The following is a 16,480-nucleotide window of genomic DNA, read 5'->3' as shown; positions in this document are numbered from 1 at the left end:
AATGCGGATCCTCAAGGACGCGCTGCTTGTCCTGATTTCGCTCGCACTGAGCGTCGTCATTGCCGAAGGGGTCGTCCGCTACATCGACGGCTACCCCATCCTGCTCACGCCGCTTGGCGAGCCGATGGGGCTCGCCAGCGTGAAACAGGAGTCGGTCGACAAGGTCCCGCGGGCGGCCGGCGTCGAGCGCGCCTGGTTCTTCGACGACCCGGCGCCGCTGCCCAACAAGCGTGCCGTCCCTGAAGACTGGGAGCGCCTCTATCGCTTCGTCGAGGCCAATCCCGTCGGTGGCATGTGGTTCCGGCCCTCGGATGCCTTCAAGGTATGGAACACCAGTTTCTCCGGCGATCCGTGCCATCACTGGTTCCTGCGTCATGCGCCGGGCCAGCTCTTCCTCTACGACGCGCCGGACGGCCAGCCGCGGCCGCCCTATCGGTTCCTGCCCGACGTCACCATCCCGAGCGGCCTCACGACCAACCAGATCGGCTGGCGTGGACCTCCGATCGAGAATCCGCGGCCCGAGAGGACGGTCCGCATCGTCTTCGTCGGCTCCTCCACCGTCGTGGAGTCTCACCATCTGCCCTACTCCTGGCCGGAATATGTCGGCCACTGGATGAACGTCTGGTCCAGGGCCAAAGGGCTCGGCATCAGGTTCGAGGTCCTGAACGCCGGCCGCGAAAGCATCAAGTCCAGCGACATCGCCGCTGTCGTGCGCACCGAGGTGCTCCCACTGCGGCCCGATCTCGTCGTTTATCACGAGGGCGGCAATCAGTTCCGGCCGGCCTCGATCGTCGACAAGGTGCCGGACGTCCCCGTCACCCGCCCGTCGAATGCGCAGGAGCCGGCGGCCGTGAAGTGGCTGAAGGAAACCGCGCGCTATTCCGCCCTGATCGGCCGCGTGCAGGCCGGGTTCGCCATGGCCGGGGCCTCGACCGGCAACAACAGCGGCGCCGAGTGGCCCAAGCCCGACTACAAGGTCATCTGGCCGGAAGGGCTCGACGAGATGAATCCGGATCTCGACTTCGCCAACCTGCCGGTGAACCTGAACCTCATCCAGAAGGACCTCGACCAGATCCGGGCCGACCTCGCCACGGTCGGCGCCGACATGGCGCTCACCTCGTTCTTCTGGATGGTGAAAGACGGGATGGTCGTCGATCCGGTTCGGCACCGGTTCATCATCGAGCAGCTCAACGCGGCCAACTGGCCCTACCGCTATCGCGACCTCGAGCGGCTGGCGAACTTCCAGAACCGGCTGTTCGCCAAGTACGCCGCGGTCCACGGCATCGCCTTTCTCGATCTGGTCGGCAACACGCCGTTCGACCCGGACCTGTTCGTCGATGCCGTGCACACGTCCTATGCCGGCACCCGGATCCGCGGCTGGGCGGCCTTCAACCTGCTGGTGCCGCTGGTCGAGAAGAAGCTGGCCGACAAGGCCTGGCCGCGCCCCTGGCCGGCCGGCGCGTCGACGGCGCTTCCCACCTTCTCGCCGCGGCTCACCAAGCTCGAGTGTAAAGCGCCCTGAGTTCTTCCCCATTCAGATGGGGAGGTGCGCGATCCTAAGCCGCGTAGCGGCGGAGATGATCCAGCAGCAGTTCGTTAACCCTCTCCGGCATCTGGTCGGCAGCATAATGACCGACGCCAGGCAGCACCTCGAAACGGTAGGGCGCGTCGATGAATTCGCCCGTGCCCTCGGCCGCGGCGCGGCCCACCGTGTCGTCGGCGTCTCCCCAGACATAGAGGGTCGGCACCTTGATCGGGCCGAGCGGCATGCGTTCGCCGCGAGCCCGGTACCAGGCCAGCGCCGCCTCCATCGCCGGCGCGCTTCCCAGTACGGAGAGATGGCGATCGATCGCCTCCGGCGGCACGCCCTCCTTGGTGTGCCGCGCGCGCAGCCAGGCGCAGTCGTCCGCCAGCAGCTTCGGGACAGCATCGGGTTCGAGGAATGCCTGATGATGGCCGGAGCGCCGCTTCTGCTCGCCGTCCGGCATGGCCAGTGCCCGCGCAAACGACATCGGATGCGGGCGCGACAGGATGGTGAGCGACCGAAGCCGCTCGGAATGCTTGAAAGCGATGGCCCAGGCGAGGCTCGCGCCCCAGTCGTGGCCGACGAGATGGAAACGCTTGTCGCCATGGCCCACCGCGGAGACGAGGTCGAGCGCGTCGCCGGTGAGTTTGTCGAACCGGTAGGAATCGAGGTTGGCCGGATCGGGTCGCGCGCCCGCCGAATAGCCGCGCTGGTTGGGCGCCACCGCGAAGTAGCCGGCATCGCCCAGCACCGGCACCTGCGCCGTCCAGAAGTGCCGCGACACGCCGAACCCGTGCAGCATCAGCACCAGTGGTGACGACCCGTCGCCGGCCACGGAGGCATCGAACACCAGGCCGGGCGCGGTCTCTATGTTGCGGACTTCCATCTCGGTCATTCTCCCTCGCCGGTCCCGGCGCGGCCCCACTTCGCTTCGAGACGACGCCAGGCGCGGGCAAGCCGCGCGGCACGGTCCTCGAACAGGTCGGGGGCGACGTCCTTGCCCAGCACTGTTTCCTCGACCTCATGATGGGGCCGCGTGCCGCCATCGGCCAACAGGTGCTCCACCGCCACGCCGCGCTCTGCGAGACGGCGCGACACCAGAACCGTGCGATGGCAGTCGAGCGGTTCCTTCTCGGCGCACATCAGGCAGAGCACCGTGTGCTGCGCGTCTTCGATCACGCGGTCGAGGGCGGACCTGAACTCCGGCCGCGCCGCCAGCTGGTCGTAGCTGCCACCAGCCTGCGGTTTGCCGCCAAGTGCAGGACCTTCATGAACATAGGCGATGCCGGCCTCGGCCAGCGAGCGCGCGAGGTTCGTCTGGCCGAACTGCGGATGGCGGCGCGACCACGGCGTGGAGCGCACGTCGACCAGGCGTTCCACACCGCCCGCCTTCAGGAGCGCCACGAAGCGTTCGATCGGATGGTTGGAGTGGCCGATGGTCTTGACCGGTTTCATGCGAGGCGGCGCACCTTGTCGATGAAGGCCTGGGTCGCGGCCGAGGGATCGTCGCGCCGGCAGGCGAGGTTGAGCGGCACCTTGATCGCGGGCCGCCCGGTGAGGGGGCGATACGTTACACCCTCCAGCGGCAACCTGCTGAGCGACGCGGGTACGATGGTGATGCCGAGACCGGCGGCCACGAGGTTGAGGGTCGAGACGATGCGCGGCGCTTCCTGGCTGACATGGGGGCTGAATCCGGCAGCGCTGCAGGCCGCGATGATGACGTCGTAGAGCCCGCGCCCGTCGGCCCGGCGGTAGAGGATGAAGTCCTCGGTCGCGAGATCCTTCAGCGCGAGTTTCGGCCGGCGTGCGAGCCTGTGGCGCGCCGGCAGGGCGGCCGACATTTCCTCGTGCAGCAGCTCGTACAGCTGAAGCCCCTGCGGCTCGACGAGGCCGGAGCGGATGAAGGCGATGTCGAGCCGCTCGTCGCGCAGCGCGGCCAGCAGGTCGCCGGAACTGTTCTCCTCGAGTACGAAGGAAATATCGGGGCGCTCGCGGCGGAACTCGCGGATGGCGCGCGCCACCAGCGGGTGGAAGGGCGCCGAGGTGGTGAAGCCCACGGCGATGCGGCCGGTCTCGCCGCGCGCCGTGCGCCGCGCCTTCACCGTCGCGCGTTCGACGGCGGCCAGGATCGCCTCGGCATCGGCCAGGAAGGAGCGGCCGGCATCGGTCAGGCTGACGCCGCGCGGATGGCGCAGCAGAAGGGCCGCGCCGATCTCCTGCTCGAGCGCGCGAATCTGCTGGCTGAGCGGCGGCTGCTGCATGTGCAGCTTCTCGGCTGCGCGGGTGACATGGCCCTCATGCGCCACGGCGACGAAATAACGAAGGTGTCGCAGTTCCATGGCATATCCATAAAGTATGGAAATAGAAGTTATCATATATTTGAACACTGCATAGTCCGGCCCTAGACAAGCCCTTGTCCTCATTCTGAGGAGCTCTGGGATCGGCGGGGGCAAGATGGCGATATCGATGGCTCTGGGGCTCGGCATCCTGATGGTGTTCACCGCCTTCCTGTCCGGCATCTTCGGGATGGCAGGCGGGATGGTGCTGATCGGCGTGCTGCTCTTCCTGCTGCCGCTGCCGATGGCCATGGTGCTGCATGCGGTGACGCAGATGGCGTCGAACGGCTGGCGCGCGCTGCTGTGGCGGCGGCACATCCAGTGGCGCATCACGGCCTTCTACGTGCTGGGCTGCTTCATCGCGGTTGGCCTCTGGTCGCTCACGCTCTACGTGCCGGAGAAAGCCGTCGCCTTGCTGATGCTGGGGCTCTCGCCCTTCGTGCTGCGGGTCGTGCCGACGCGGTGGATGCCGGCGACGCTCGGCCCACTGCAGGCGCTGGGCGGCGGCATCGCCTGCATGGCGCTCATGTTGCTGACCGGCGTGACCGGCCCGCTGGTCGACCAGCTCTTCCTGCGCTCGCCGATGAATCGCCAGCAGATCGTCGCCACCAAGGCCTCGTGCCAGGTGTTCGGCCATGGTTCGAAGCTCCTCTATTTCGGCGCTCTCATCGAGCAGGCCGGTTCGGTCGAACCCTGGGTGCTCGTGATGGCGGTGGCTGCCTCCATGCTGGGCACGTCGCTCGGCAAGCAGATCCTCGAGCGCCTGTCCGACGCTCAGTTCCGCACCTGGGCGGGACGGCTCATCACCGTGCTGGGTCTCTACTATGTCGGCTATGGCTTGGTGCTGCTGGCCGGGATTGCCTAAGATGGCGCGTGGACATTCCTGCTGGCTTTCGAGAACTCACTGAAGCGACCGGATTCACCGCGGCCAACGGCCCGTGGTTCGAGAAGGTCGAGGGAAACAGGGTCTGGCGCGGCTTCCGGCCCGGCCCGCAACATGCCAATGCGCTGGGCATCGTGCATGGCGGCATGCTGGCCGCCTTCATCGATGCGGCCCTTGGCTCGGTGGTCTACCACGCCATCGACCGGCGCTGTGTCACCCTGAAGCTGACGCTCGACTATCTGACTCCGGCGCGGGTCGGCGACTGGATCGAGGCCACGGGCGAGCTGCTGGGCCATGACGAGCATGTGGCGCAGGTGAGGGGCCGTCTCTATGGTCCGCGCCACGATGTGCTGGCCGGGCTGGGCGACTTCGCGCTGCTGCGGCCGGGACGCCCCTTGAGAGTCCGGAGCTAGAGTGACTTCCTACGAAATACCCGACGATCCACCCGAAGGTTTCACTCTCGTCGATTTCGCCCGCGGCCGGCCCGAGCCGAACTTCAACATGCATGTCGGCAACATGTATGTGAAGCGCGGCGAGAAGGGCACGCGCGACGAGTTCGTGCTGGCGATCCGCGTGCAACAGAATATGTGCAACCCGGCGGGCGGCCTGCATGGCGGCATGATGATGACGGTGGCCGACCTCGTGGGCACGATGGGCGGCGGCTATCTCGCCGGCCTGCGCAAGTTCCTGCCGACCGTCAGCATGACCTTCGATTTCGTGGCGCCCGCGCGGGTCGGCGACTGGGTCGAGGGCCGCGCCGAACTGATCCGCCAGACGCGCAGCCTGCTGTTCACCAACATTTATCTGACCGTGGGCGACCAGAAGATCCTGCGCGCCTCCTCGATCGCCAAGATCTCGTCGGGCGACGGCACCGGCTACACGAAGGCCGAGGCTGGAGTTCCATCGACTCCAGCCAGCCAACCACCCTCGCCCTGAGGAGCCGCGCACGGCGCGGCGTCTCGAAGGGTGAGCTGCAAACGTGGTGCTCGTGCCCATGCTTCGAGACGGCTGCTCCGCAGCCTCCTCAGCATGAGGTTGGTGTGTGACCTGTCTCCCTCGGAAAGAGGCTAGCGGCCCGGCGGGCGAGATCTGAGGGACGATTTCAGGAAGTCGACGAAGGAGGTGACGCGGGCCGAGATGCCGCGTCTCGCAGGCACCAGCGCGAGAATGTCGGCGCCCTCGAACGACCAGGGCGCCAGCACGCGCCTGAGCTCGCCGCGCTTCACGAAGGGGCCGGCGTCCCACTGCGAGCGCAGCATGAGGCCGAGCCCCGCGAGCGCCCAGTTGCGCACCACCTCGCCGTCGTTGCTGGTCAGGGTCGGCGTCACGCGCACGGCGCCGCTGCGGCTGCCGCGGCGATGGCGCCATAGCGTCACGTCCTCGTTGTTCTCGCGTACGCAGAGGCAATCGTGCTGCAGCAGGTCGCGCGGATCGTCCGGCGTGCCGCGGCGATCGAGATAGGTTGGCGCGGCGCAGACCCAGCGGTCGTTGCGCGCCAGCACGTGCGCCACCCAGGTCGAATCGCGAACCGCGCCGATATGGACCACGACATCGGCGTCCTCGCTGTCGGTCCACGGGCGTTCGGAGAGGTCGAGCGTCACGCGGATCGCCTCGTGCCGTTGGGCGAAGCGGGCGACGAGGGGGGCCACGTGCAGGCGGCCGAAGCCGAAGGGTGCGACCACCCGCAAGGGCCCCGAGAGGGCGCCACCCTCCTTTCCCAGCAGGTCGGTGAGTGCGCCCATCCGCGCCAGCATCGCCTGCGCTTCGCTCACCAGATGCTCGCCCTCGCCGGTGAAGCGCAGGCGCCGCGAACTGCGCACCACGAGGCTGACGCCCAGCGTCCGTTCGAGCTTCTTGAGGCGCAGCGACAGGGCTGGCGGGGTGACGTTGAGCGACCGGGCGGCGCCGCTCAGCGAGCCGGTACGCGCCAGCGCTTCCATGAATTGCAGGTCGGCGAGCGTGATCATTCAGTTTTCCTTAACTGAACTGTTCGTCCGATTTAAGCACCAACGGCCTGCGACTTGCTACGTTGGGCGCATGACGACGACCTTTCCCAAAGCCGTCCTGTTCGACCTGCTGACGGCGCTCCTCGACTCCTGGACCCTGTGGAACGACGTGGCCGGCTCGGAAGAGCGCGGCCGCGCCTGGCGGGCCGAATATCTGCGGCTCACCTATGGCTGCGGCAGCTACGTGCCCTACGAACAGCTTGTGCGCGAGGCGGCTGTAACGACCGGCCTGGCCGAAGGCGCGGCGGATACGCTGGAGGCGCGCTGGCTCGAACTGCCGCCCTGGAGTGGCGCGCAGGCAGCTCTCGACGCGCTGGCCGGCCGCACGAAGCTCGGCGTGGTGACCAACTGCTCGATCCGGCTGGGCCGGCAGGCGGCAGAGCGGCTTCGGACGCGCTGGGACTGTGTCGTCACGGCCGAGGAGGCCGGTTGCTACAAGCCCGACCCGCGCCCCTATCGGCAGGCGCTTGCCGCGCTGGGCGTCGCGCCCGGCGAGGCGGCCTTCGTCGCGGGCTCCGGCTACGACCTGTTCGGCACCTCCACTGTCGGCCTCAGGACCTACTGGCACAACCGCGTCGGCCTGGCGCGCCCCGAGGGGGCGCCGCCCGCTGCTCTCGAGCGGCCGACGCTCGACGATCTTCTCCCCTGGCTGGAAGGACGTTTGTCATGATGTTACGCCGACTTCTGCTCACCCTCGCGCCGCTGCTGCTGGCGGCCGGTACGGCCACCGCCCAGAGCTTCCCGATCAAGCCGCTGACGCTGATCGTGCCGTTCCCCGCGGGCGGTCCCAGCGATGCGCTGGCCCGCGCGCTCGCGCAGGGCATGGCGGCGGACCTCAAGCAAACCGTCGTGGTCGAGAATATCGGCGGCGCCAGCGGCACGATCGGATTGACGAAGCTCGCGATCGCTGCGCCCGACGGCTACACGATCGGCTTCGGCACGATCGGCACGCACGTCGCCAACGCCGCCCTGTTCAAGAAGCTGCCCTACGATCCGCTGACCGGCTTCGAGCCGATCGGCCTCGCCGGCACGGCGCCGCTGCTGCTGGTCGCCAAGGCCAGCCTGCCGGTCTCGAACCTCAAGGAGTTCATCGCCTATGCCGAGAAGAACAAGGCAGGCATGACCTATGGCAGTGCGGGCGTCGGTTCGATCTCCCACTATGCCTGCGTCGTGCTGTTGTCGGCGCTCAAGCTCAACATCACTCATGTGCCCTATCGCGGCGTGGCGCCGGCGATGAACGACCTGATGGGCGGCCACATCGATTTCATGTGCGACCAGACGACGACGGCGCTGCCGCAGATCGCGGGCGGCAAGATCAAAGCGCTTGCCGTGCTGAGCGACCAGCCTCTGCCGCAGCTGCCGGGTGTGGCCACGGCCGCGAGCCAGGGCTACGACGTGAACCTGCGCTCGTGGAACGCGCTGTTCGCGCCCAAGGGCACGCCGCAACCGGTCATGGCGCGGCTGAACGAGGCGCTGCGGGCAGCCGTGGCCGACCCGGCGCTGGTGAAGCAGATGAATGCCGTGGGCGTCGATCTGCCGTCGCCGGAGGCGCTGCAGCCCGCTACCGTGACGGCGCTGATCGCGCGGGGGCTGGAAAAGGACGTGCCGGCGCTCAGGGCGCGCGGCGAGTATCTCGACTGAAGGGTGGACACTTGAAGCTGATGGATATCGAGACCCCGGCGGCGCTGATCGACGAGCGCCGCATGGCAGGCAACATCGCGCGCATGCAGGGCCATCTGTCGGCGCTGGGCGTGCGCCTGCGGCCGCACGTGAAGACCTCGAAATGCATCGAGGTCGCGCGTGCCCAGCAGGAAGCGGGCGCCGTGGGCATTACGGTCTCGACCCTGAAGGAGGCCGAACAGTTCTTCGCCGCGGGCTTTTCCGACGTGCTCTATGCGGTCTGCATCGTGCCGGACAAGCTCGACCGCGCACTGGCCCTCATCCGTAAGGGCTGCGCGCTGACGCTGCTCGTCGATTCGGTGGCGGCGGCCGAGGCCGTCGTGGCGAAGGGCCGTGAAACGAACCAGCGCTTCGACCTCATGATCGAGATCGATTCCGACGGCCATCGTTCGGGCGTCCAGCCCGAGGCGCCGGAGCTGATCGCGATCGGCCAGGTGCTGCAGGCCGGCGGCGCGAGGGTGAAAGGCGTGCTCACCCATGCCGGCAGCTCCTACGATCTCGACACGCCGGCGGCGCTGCAGGCGCTGGCGGAACAGGAGAGGGCGCTGTGCGTGCGTGCCGCCGAGCGTCTGCGTGCCGCCGGCCTCGCCTGTCCCGAGGTCAGCATCGGCTCGACCCCGACCGCGATTGCCGCACAGCATCTCGAAGGCGTCACCGAAGTGCGGGCCGGCGTCTACGTCTTCTTCGATCTCGTGATGTCCAACGTCGGCGTCTGCAAACCCGAGGACGTCGCGCTCTCCGTGCTGACCACCGTGATCGGCCATCAGCCCGAGAAGGGCTGGGTGATCGTCGATGCCGGCTGGATGGCGATGAGCCGCGACCGCGGCACCCAGCGCCAGAAGATCGACTATGGCTACGGCGCCGTGTGCGACGTTGAGGGCAACGTGATCGACGGGCTGATCGTCTCGGGTGCCAATCAGGAGCACGGCATCGTCGCGCGTCGCGACGGCACGGCCGATGCGGGCCTGGTCGAGCGCTTTCCCATCGGTGCGCGGTTGCGCATCCTGCCCAACCACGCCTGCGCCACCGGCGCGCAGTATCCGTCCTACCTCGCCGTGACGCCGGCCGGCGACGCCGCGACCTGGCCGCGCTTCCAGGGGTGGTAGCTAGACCGTCGCGCCGAAATGGCTGCCCAAGGCGCGGCGGCCGGAATCCGTGAGGCGCACGGTGCGGCTGCGGCGCAGGCGCTCGGCCCACCCGCGCTTGAAGAATGTGTCGGCGATGGCGGCGCCCAGCGCGCCCGAGATGTGCGGCCGGCGCTCGCTCCAGTCGAGGCACTGGCGCGCGAAGTGGCGCGTGCTCGCCTGGCGCGCCGTGCCGAGATCGACGCCCAGTTTGCCGCAGAACGATTCGCCAGACGGTGTGAGCTGCCAGTCGCGTGGCCCCTTGGGTTCGAGATGCCCCTGCCGGGTCAGCGAATCGGTGACGGCTATGCCCACCTGTCCGGCGAGGTGGTCGTAGCAGGTGCGGCAGAAGCGGAGATCGGGATCGCGCCGCCACGCCGCGCTCTTCGACGCCGGAGCCGCCCGTGCACCGGCCAGTGCCATCAGCGATTCGATGGCGTGCGCCACCTCGGGTGAGGCGAGACGATAAAAGCGGTTGCGCCCCTGGGCACGGGCGGCCAGCAGGTCCGCCTCGACCATGCGCGCGAGATGGCCGCTCGCGGTCTGGGCGGTGATGCCGGCCGTATGAGCGAGGTCCGACGCGGTGTGCGCGCGGCCGTCCATCAGCAGCGACAGCATCGAGGCACGCGCCGGATCGCCCATCAGGGCGGCGATCTCGGAGAGGGCGTTCACGGTGGTCATGACAGGACTCTAGGCCCGGCCGTTCGTGCTCGCCACGGTCAATGGTTCGGCGGGTGCCGAAGTAATCACGATCCTAGGCGCAACGAGGCATTCCTCGCCGCGCCATTCTAACCGCGTGAACTTACGTCTTGCCAGATGTAGCGACGAGGTAGGTCTTCCCGATTCCGCGTCGCTGAAGGACGGCATTCAGGGTTGTAAGGCGTCTTGCCTGAGAGGCGGCGTCAGCAGCGAAGTCATAGCGAACGGTGATCTGCCGAGGCGTCGCCCAAGCGCCAAACCCTTGATCCAACACCACCGTTGCGGCGGTTCCATCGGCGAAATCGACATTGAGGTAGCGGCCGTGCGGCACATCCTTCTGAAACAAGGAAGTCCGAAGGCCACGCTGCTTACCAAGCAGTTCGATAACCGCCTTCTGTTGCATGCCGTCGCGCCAATCGTGCCAGATTTGCCAAGGGTCTCCCCGAAGGTCATTGGGACGCGGCGGACGAGTCTCGATGATGAGCGTAGCCTCCGAGACATCCGACTGCGTAACAATGTGCTTAATCGTGTCGATTAACAGGCGTGCCATGAGTGGCGAGGCCACATAAGAGTCGCGGTAGACCATTCGGGAAATGCCTGCCTTTGGCCAGCTGCCGCATTTCTTCAGCAGCTCGACGATGAGCTTAGAAGCACGGACTCCAAACGTCGCAATGTCGCAATCAAGTTCCGAACCGATCTGGATGAGCTGGGCTCCCGGCGGAGGAAGAAGCGTGTCGAGGTCGATCGCCGTAGACTGCACGGTAATGGGAGCGCTTCCTCTGGCCATCGGATGTTCGACAGGACGTCCCCAAGCAGACCCGGGTAAGCGAGGCTCGGCCTCGCGTGTCGCCCAGATCCGGCTGTCGCTCTGTTCTCCATGGGCGATAGCAAAGACATGCGCCCCGTTTGAAAAGGTGGGCGCCTCAGAGACGATAAGATCGACATTGTGCCGTAGCGCAAAATCACGAAGGCTGAGCTTTTCCGCAGGGCTTAGCTTGTTGACCAGGACTGGCGCTATGGCGAGCCGTGTAGCATGACCCCGCTTTCTCCAATCCAGAAGTTGTGCGGCGAGCGGCCAATCCGGCAGGGTCGCAAGGTTACTCCGGTCAGGCAGAAAGACGGTGAGAGAGGCCTGCGCTGACCGGCGGAGGTCGCGGTCGATCTCATCTAGCGGTGTGAGCGATAGAACCGCTTTGTCGACGAAGCGCTCGTCGGGGTCGAGTTCATTCGGGATTTTTAGATGTGCCCGAAGAAATGCCAGCGCCCCGGTCCGGTCGAGTTCGTCTTTGCCGCCAGGCGCATCGGAGGTCAGCACACAGGCCGCGCACGCCTTCTCGCAGCCGGGCGTTTCACAGTCGAGAATCAGCTCAGCGCGGTGAATGACCGGGCGCATCAGATGTTCGAACGAAACCGCGAATCCAGCACCGCCGGACGCCCGATCGAACAAGAACAGGGATACGACCTGCGCGCCGAGCGCATTACGGCTTTGACTGACGGCGAACCCCATTTCGTCCGCGTCCACCCCCAATTCCTGGGCGAGCGCCTCTCGCAACGCGATCACCAGCGCATTGGCGCCAGCCCGCCGAAGCGCATGCTGCGGCTGAAGTTCGAAGACATCGGTTGTAATTTCCAGGCCAAGCGCGACGTTGCGCTTGATGCTGAAAGGCTTGTCGTTGCCCGGACAAACGTCTTGCCCCTTCCGGTAGCGCAGCGGCTTGTGGCCGACGAGCGCTGGAGAAGGTGACGATAGCCCAAGATTATCGCTATCCGCTTCCGCCCGGCCACACTGCAGGCAGATCGCGTAACCGGAGCCACGTGGCCCACCGCGATTGGAATAGTAAACAAGGCCCTCGCGGCTAGAGCGGTACCGCCCCAGCTCGGGCAGCGGCAGGCTCTGCCATGCCGCATCACGCACCGAGACAGTCGGATCCTCCGGTGGAACATAGGAGAGGTTGTCGGTCTCGGCATGCGCACGCACTCGCGGGTCGACCGAGAATCCGGCCGGGCGGAGAAACTCCTCACTGGTGGGCCGCTCGGTACCGCATACCGGGCAGCAGTCGAGACGTCCGCCACGCCTGATATCGCTGGCACCGCACGTCGTGCAGCGCCAGAGATAGCGCAGACTCTGAATCTCTGCGAGATTCTCTTCGTTCGCTGGACGTTTCCAGTTCAGCGTCACACCGGCTGACTTGTAAACGAGGCCGTCCAGTACGACTTCGGATCCGGGCGCATAGTCACGGATCGCGAGATCGAGCGACCGCTGCGGCCCGACGGTGCGGAATTGCCGTGCGCCTTCCTGTGGGCCTTCTTGTTGAGACTTGAATTCCCTTCCGGGCATGAACGAGACCACATCGGTCGGGAAACCGTGCCCAGGAAGGAAGCCTCGGTCCGCAAGGCTGCCAAGCAAGAATTCTCCGCACATGCGCCGCAGCTCAACCCCCATCCTGGACCTGCCGGCATTCTGGAGACCTTCGTCCTTCGCAAGGGTGACTAACCCTTCCCATTCCGCAACAAACTCATTCGAGAGCGCAGCGATGGCGGCCCTTGCATCCGCAACGAGGTCTTGGTCGCCCTCCAAAATTGAGCGCTGTGTCAGTATTGCGAGGCCGTCGTTGAAGGCGCTCACGGTCGTGGGGCGCTGAAGCCATTCGATGAAGCCCTCTACAGGCCGCTCAGCCTTGGGCGGGCGAGCTTCCTTCAGGTCCAAAGGACAGCCGAGGAAGGCGCCGATCTGCATTCTTAGCGCATCACCGGCGTGTTCGCGCATGAAATTGCCGAGCAGGAAAGCGTTGACGTGACGTTGCACGATTGGGCGGCTGCTAAGCGTCACCTTTGGAGCGGCGAGCGTCCGCTGCAGGTAAGCTCGCGGATCGCGAAACGCGTCGCTGTCGAGTGGCCTGTCCTTACAGAAGGTAAAGGCCAAAGCCACGGCTTGTCCACGACGGCCGGCCCGGCCGACGCGCTGCCGGTAGTTGGCGATCGATGGCGGCACATTGGTCATCATCACGGAAGAAACCGCGCCGATGTCGACGCCCATCTCCATCGTGGTCGAGCAATTCAGGATGTTGATCCTGCCGGCCTTGAATTCGCGCTCGTAGCGGCGCAGCCGTCCGCTGTCCTGCTGCGCCGAGTGCTCGGCCGAGCGCGCATAATCGGCGAACAACGCGATTCGGTCCGAGATGTTGGTCCATGCCCCCAAGCCCCGTAGCGCTTCGATCGCGGGGTCAGCATCGATCCAGTCGCGTGCGGCCTCCCGTGCGTGGGTCATATCGGCAAGCCCGAGCATCGGAGCCGGATGCCGCGGCATGACGATGGGCATGGTGCGCCGGCGCGCCTCGGATTGCTCCTCGAGCCCGTAGGGGGTGAGGCCGAACGGCGCCCGATCCAGAAGGCGGCGAGTGACCGGGCAATAAAACGCATCGATGACAGGGGCGACGAAGGTCCTACCGAAATCAAACGCACGCCGTTCCGGATCGACAGAGAAGGTAGACTGCACCTGCGTCCATGCCGCGTGCAGGCATTCGTCAAGATCAGACCGGTCGCTCTTGTCAGTCAGGTTGAGCCCAAGACCCTGAACGAGGAACGCAACAGGGCGCGAACGCGGGTGCGCACGAAAATGTCCGTTCGGCCACGCGCGCAGTTTTGGATCATTGTCGGTCTGGCTGTCAGGGCCGACCAGCGATGTCAATTTCGCTTTGGATAGCACCCAATGCTGCATTTGCCAGGAGATAGCGACGGCGCCGTTCGCTCGAATGAACCATGTCAGCACGGCGTCAAGATAGGCTCGCCAGTCGTCAGCAGTCTTACCTCTGCGACGGAAGGCGTCGGGAATCTCAGAGTCAGTGAGCCTGCAGATCCCGGGGTTGCGTAGGCGCGCGATTCCCAACGTCTCGGCTGAGTTCGCGCGCTTCGGCCGGCGGGCGAATTCCCGTAGCAGCAAGAATTCAGCGATCCTGGAATCGTCCGCAAATAGCTCCTCGTCGCGGGCCTGCCACACGCCCTTGATCCACTCGGCGACCTCGATGCGTCCCGCAAGACGATTCACGAGCTCAGACCAGGCGATGCCGTCGGGGCTACCCGACGTGAGGCGTGTCAGCTCCTGTCGTTTCGCGGCCGCCATGCTTTCGAGAGCCGGAAGCTTAGTTTTCCTAAAGGCCGCTTCGAACTCTTGGATGTCGGTCTTGAGCTTCTCGGCATCCTGGTCCGCCCCCGCTGCCGGACGTATTGAAGCTTGCACTTGATGATAAACGAAGGAACGCACGAAATTCCGCTCCGATTCAATTTGGAGCTTGGCTGCCATGCGCGCCGTGCCTTGGCGGCTGTCAGTGAAGGAGAGCAGCCGGCGCCCTCTGGAGGGAAGCTTCTCGCCCGCCTCAACCTTCGCGGGTTCAACGCCCTCAAGAAGGACCGGGGCAGCATTGCCGAGAATGAACGGCGCGCCGAAGCGGAGCGGCCGGATCAACTCGGGACCTTTGCGTCCTTTTGGACTGCAGTGAGGACAGACGTGAGGTCCATGATGCTCCTCATACCGGAGCGTCAGTCCGCCATCAGCTGGTCCGTCGGCAACGCGCCAGCCACCTTTTCGGTCGAGCCAGAAGTTTCGAGCGGTAGCGGTTGGATTGGCTGCAAAGAGCCGATCCCATGCAGGGATGTCTTCCTTCCTCGCTGCATCGTCCCCGTCGCCGTCTGCGTCCTCCGGCACATCGACAGCATCGCGTGCGCTGTCGAATGCGAACTCGTCCTTTGGAGGATTGCGCAACGGCGCTGACAGGCGCGGACCTGCCTCAACCCCCTCCAGGAACGCTTCGCCGCACTCAAAGCAGCTCACGACCTCCAGGACTGGAGCCGTACAGGATGGGCACTCGTCGGCACGCTCCGAGAGAATTCGGCCAAAGGGCCAGTCCACAGGCTTTTGAAGGCACGCCGGATTAATGCAGCTCCAGATGCCGGGCACGGCGCGCTCGAAGGCATGAAGGCGGATCGGCGCGAGGCGTTCTTCCTCCACATCGCCCGACCTCCGCGTCGCGCGGGACATTGCTGAGATGAGATCGGCGGCATCGACACCGTATGCTTTCGCAGGTGCGTCGAAGTCGGCGAGCTGCACGCTCCCTTCAAACAATCGCTCGACAAGCCGCCACGTGGCCGGGTCCCGGCCGAGCATCTCGTAGAGCTGTTCGGGGGTGGCGGCGCGAATGTCGACGGAGGGCCGGCCGGCAGCGCCGTCGGGTCGGAGCGGCATCTGGCGGCGTCCCTCGATGACGTGAACGCGATCGTCCGGAATGCCGGCGACGTCGGCCAGGAAGCGCTGAAGCTGCTGACGCACATCCGGGCCCGAGCCGATGGTCGCTGAGGTGGCGACGAACCGGACGTCCTCGGGTTTCACGGAAAAGGCGAGTAGGACCCGGCGCAGGAGCAACGCAATCTCCGCCGCAGCCGCACCGACTAGCGAATGGGCCTCATCGAGCACAATCCATTTCAGCTTGCCCTGCGAGGCGTCGATGATCGGTCGGTCCTCCGCCCGCGCAAGCATGTATTCGAGCATGGTGATGTTGGTGACGAGCAGCGGCGCCGGACTGCCCCGCAGCCGTTCCCGGTCAATGACCTCTTCCGGCGTGCGGCGACGTTCGGACTCTCTGGCGGCGGGTTGCAGATCTCCGTTGTAGAGACAGTAGCGAACCCTTCCGCCAAAGGGCTGCGTCCACGCGGAGAGGCGCTCGCGCTGGCTCTCGATCAAGGCATTGAGAGGATAAAGCATGATCGCCTGCACGCCTTCGAGCGGCTCGCGTTGACCTTGCGCTTGCTTGATGAGATCGCTCAAGATTGGAAAGAGGAAGCACTCGGTCTTTCCCGATCCCGTGCCGGAAGTGACCAGCACTGACTGTGGACTGGGCTCCCCAAGCAGGCGCCAGGCTTCAGCTTGGTGCAGGAACGGTTTGCGTCCGCGAGGAAAGCGATAGTCATGGCCGGCAGGCAGCTCGTCCAGAGCCGCCACGAAACCGGGGTGCAACAGTGAATCGGCCAAGGCGTCCATTGTCGCATCGGCGGTCACGAAAGGATGTGCACCCTCGAGTACTGGCTGCTGCAGCATGGCGCCTATCGTCGGATCGTCGCCGCCAAGCAAAGTTCGCAAATGCTTCCGGAGTCCTTCATGCGCAAGTCCCGACTGCGCAATCACTGCCTCGGCGCTCCGCCGCTTTACTTCGTTCAGTACCTCAAACGGTGTCATG

13 protein-coding genes are annotated in these 16,480 nt (G+C 65.9%); 7 read left to right on the top strand and 6 right to left on the bottom strand.

What is annotated here, in order from left to right:
- Position 1: 1 nt before the first annotated feature.
- Positions 2-1,522, top strand: coding sequence for a hypothetical protein (locus ACO07I_RS12335; protein ID WP_422017682.1), 1,521 nt, complete (start codon positions 2-4; stop codon positions 1,520-1,522).
- Between the two features lie 34 nt (positions 1,523-1,556).
- Here ACO07I_RS12335 and ACO07I_RS12330 read toward each other — a convergent pair whose 3' ends face one another.
- Genes ACO07I_RS12330 through ACO07I_RS12320 form a run of 3 tightly spaced genes read right to left on the bottom strand, consistent with a single transcriptional unit; the run spans position 1,557 to position 3,864 of the window.
- Positions 1,557-2,420 carry an alpha/beta fold hydrolase gene (locus ACO07I_RS12330; protein ID WP_422017680.1) on the bottom strand — a complete coding sequence of 288 codons (864 nt, stop codon included), beginning with the start codon at positions 2,418-2,420 and terminating at the stop codon, positions 1,557-1,559.
- Positions 2,417-2,980 (bottom strand): DUF488 family protein, encoded by a 564-nt coding sequence (locus ACO07I_RS12325; RefSeq protein WP_422017678.1) that lies wholly within the window; start codon positions 2,978-2,980, stop codon positions 2,417-2,419. Before ACO07I_RS12325 ends, ACO07I_RS12330 begins: the two co-directional genes overlap by 4 nt.
- The gene (locus tag ACO07I_RS12320; protein WP_422017676.1) at positions 2,977-3,864 is read right to left on the bottom strand and encodes a LysR family transcriptional regulator; all 888 of its coding nucleotides are present in this window, start codon (positions 3,862-3,864) and stop codon (positions 2,977-2,979) included. Before ACO07I_RS12320 ends, ACO07I_RS12325 begins: the two co-directional genes overlap by 4 nt.
- Positions 3,865-3,979: 115 nt before the next feature.
- Here ACO07I_RS12320 and ACO07I_RS12315 point away from each other — a divergent pair, with 115 nt between their 5' ends.
- The 3 genes from ACO07I_RS12315 to ACO07I_RS12305 are packed head-to-tail and all read left to right on the top strand — an operon-like array spanning position 3,980 to position 5,680.
- Entirely contained in the window at positions 3,980-4,726 is a 747-nt protein-coding gene (locus tag ACO07I_RS12315) for a TSUP family transporter (RefSeq protein ID WP_422017674.1), read from the top strand.
- Between the two features lie 8 nt (positions 4,727-4,734).
- Positions 4,735-5,157 carry a PaaI family thioesterase gene (locus tag ACO07I_RS12310; protein WP_422017672.1) on the top strand — a complete coding sequence of 141 codons (423 nt, stop codon included), beginning with the start codon at positions 4,735-4,737 and terminating at the stop codon, positions 5,155-5,157.
- Position 5,158: 1 nt separating this feature from the next.
- Entirely contained in the window at positions 5,159-5,680 is a 522-nt protein-coding gene (locus ACO07I_RS12305; protein WP_422017670.1) for a PaaI family thioesterase, read from the top strand.
- A gap of 131 nt (positions 5,681-5,811) precedes the next feature.
- Here ACO07I_RS12305 and ACO07I_RS12300 read toward each other — a convergent pair whose 3' ends face one another.
- The gene (locus tag ACO07I_RS12300) at positions 5,812-6,711 is read right to left on the bottom strand and encodes a LysR family transcriptional regulator (RefSeq protein WP_422017668.1); all 900 of its coding nucleotides are present in this window, start codon (positions 6,709-6,711) and stop codon (positions 5,812-5,814) included.
- A 70-nt stretch (positions 6,712-6,781) separates the two neighbouring features.
- Here ACO07I_RS12300 and ACO07I_RS12295 point away from each other — a divergent pair, with 70 nt between their 5' ends.
- The 3 genes from ACO07I_RS12295 to ACO07I_RS12285 are packed head-to-tail and all read left to right on the top strand — an operon-like array spanning position 6,782 to position 9,536.
- Positions 6,782-7,420 (top strand): HAD-IA family hydrolase, encoded by a 639-nt coding sequence (locus ACO07I_RS12295; protein ID WP_422017666.1) that lies wholly within the window; start codon positions 6,782-6,784, stop codon positions 7,418-7,420.
- Entirely contained in the window at positions 7,417-8,391 is a 975-nt protein-coding gene (locus tag ACO07I_RS12290; RefSeq protein ID WP_422017664.1) for a tripartite tricarboxylate transporter substrate-binding protein, read from the top strand. The genes ACO07I_RS12295 and ACO07I_RS12290 overlap by 4 nt, the downstream gene beginning before the upstream one ends.
- Before the next feature lie 20 nt (positions 8,392-8,411).
- Positions 8,412-9,536, top strand: coding sequence for a DSD1 family PLP-dependent enzyme (locus ACO07I_RS12285; protein WP_422018241.1), 1,125 nt, complete (start codon positions 8,412-8,414; stop codon positions 9,534-9,536).
- Here ACO07I_RS12285 and ACO07I_RS12280 read toward each other — a convergent pair whose 3' ends face one another.
- Entirely contained in the window at positions 9,537-10,235 is a 699-nt protein-coding gene (locus ACO07I_RS12280; protein ID WP_422017662.1) for an ArsR/SmtB family transcription factor, read from the bottom strand.
- 121 nt (positions 10,236-10,356) lie between these two features.
- Positions 10,357-16,479: a DEAD/DEAH box helicase gene (locus ACO07I_RS12275; RefSeq protein ID WP_422017660.1), complete on the bottom strand. Its 6,123-nt coding sequence runs from the start codon at positions 16,477-16,479 to the stop codon at positions 10,357-10,359.
- Position 16,480 lies beyond the last annotated feature (1 nt).

The organism is Reyranella sp. (assembly GCF_965227665.1).
Lineage (GTDB): Bacteria > Pseudomonadota > Alphaproteobacteria > Reyranellales > Reyranellaceae > Reyranella.
This window is presented reverse-complemented; position numbering and strand designations above follow the sequence as displayed.

What these genes read in the sequence shown, in the direction of transcription:
- ACO07I_RS12335 (WP_422017682.1), top strand. Translation starts at nt 2, where the DNA reads ATGCGGATCCTCAAGGACGCGCTGCTTGTCCTGATTTCGCTCGCACTG.
- ACO07I_RS12330 (WP_422017680.1), bottom strand. Translation starts at nt 2,420, where the DNA reads ATGACCGAGATGGAAGTCCGCAACATAGAGACCGCGCCCGGCCTGGTG.
- ACO07I_RS12325 (WP_422017678.1), bottom strand. Translation starts at nt 2,980, where the DNA reads ATGAAACCGGTCAAGACCATCGGCCACTCCAACCATCCGATCGAACGC.
- ACO07I_RS12320 (WP_422017676.1), bottom strand. Translation starts at nt 3,864, where the DNA reads ATGGAACTGCGACACCTTCGTTATTTCGTCGCCGTGGCGCATGAGGGC.
- ACO07I_RS12315 (WP_422017674.1), top strand. Translation starts at nt 3,980, where the DNA reads ATGGCGATATCGATGGCTCTGGGGCTCGGCATCCTGATGGTGTTCACC.
- ACO07I_RS12300 (WP_422017668.1), bottom strand. Translation starts at nt 6,711, where the DNA reads ATGATCACGCTCGCCGACCTGCAATTCATGGAAGCGCTGGCGCGTACC.
- ACO07I_RS12295 (WP_422017666.1), top strand. Translation starts at nt 6,782, where the DNA reads ATGACGACGACCTTTCCCAAAGCCGTCCTGTTCGACCTGCTGACGGCG.
- ACO07I_RS12290 (WP_422017664.1), top strand. Translation starts at nt 7,417, where the DNA reads ATGATGTTACGCCGACTTCTGCTCACCCTCGCGCCGCTGCTGCTGGCG.
- ACO07I_RS12285 (WP_422018241.1), top strand. Translation starts at nt 8,412, where the DNA reads ATGGATATCGAGACCCCGGCGGCGCTGATCGACGAGCGCCGCATGGCA.
- ACO07I_RS12280 (WP_422017662.1), bottom strand. Translation starts at nt 10,235, where the DNA reads ATGACCACCGTGAACGCCCTCTCCGAGATCGCCGCCCTGATGGGCGAT.
- ACO07I_RS12275 (WP_422017660.1), bottom strand. Translation starts at nt 16,479, where the DNA reads ATGACACCGTTTGAGGTACTGAACGAAGTAAAGCGGCGGAGCGCCGAG.